The organism is Halomonas sp. DQ26W (genome assembly GCF_003339685.1).
Lineage (GTDB): Bacteria > Pseudomonadota > Gammaproteobacteria > Pseudomonadales > Halomonadaceae > Halomonas.
Genome location: NZ_QPKI01000042.1, coordinates 1 through 806, shown reverse-complemented (window position 1 = coordinate 806; position 806 = coordinate 1).

Genomic DNA, 806 nt, shown 5'->3' with positions numbered 1-806 from the left:
GCGCTCCAACAGCGATTCTCTTCACCAACGGCGCCACACCGCTGTTGGAGGAAGCTTCAGCTCACGACTGGAGGCGCTAGCCTCCCGGCGGTGTTGCCCATGTTGGCGATCACCGCCAACGCCACGGCCTCCGCCGGGGCGCCCGGCGGCGCCCGGCGGCGCCAGTCGCGATGCAAAGCGGCGCTCCAACAAGGTAGGCGGCTTCCGCGCTGTAGGAGCATCTTCAGATCGCGACTGGAGACCGCAGGCCTCCCGGCGGGGTTGCCCATGACAACGACCATCGCCAACGCTGTGGCCTCCGCCAGGGCGCCCGGCGGCGCCAGTCGCGATGCAAAGCGGCGCTCCAACAAGGTAGGCTGCTTCCGCGCTGTAGGAGCATCTTCAGATCGCGACTGGAGACCGCTGGCCTCCCGGCGGGGTTGCCCATGACAACGATCACCGCCAACGTCAGCGGCCTCCGCCAGGGCGCCTGACGGCGCCAGTCGCGACGCAAAGCGGCGCTCCAACAAGGTAGACGGCTTCCGCGCTGTAGGAGCATCTTCAGATCGCGACTGGAGACCGCTGGCCTCCCGGCGGGGTTGCCCATGACAACGATCACCGCCAACGTCAGCGGCCTCCGCCAGGGCGCCTGACGGCGCCAGTCGCGACGCAAAGCGGCGCTCCAACAAGGTAGACGGCTTCCGCGCTGTAGGAGCATCTTCAGATCGCGACTGGAGACCGCAGGCCTCCCGGCGGCGTTGCCCATGACAACGATCACCGCCAACGTCAGCGGCCTCCGCCAGGGCGCCTGACGGCGCCAGTCGCGA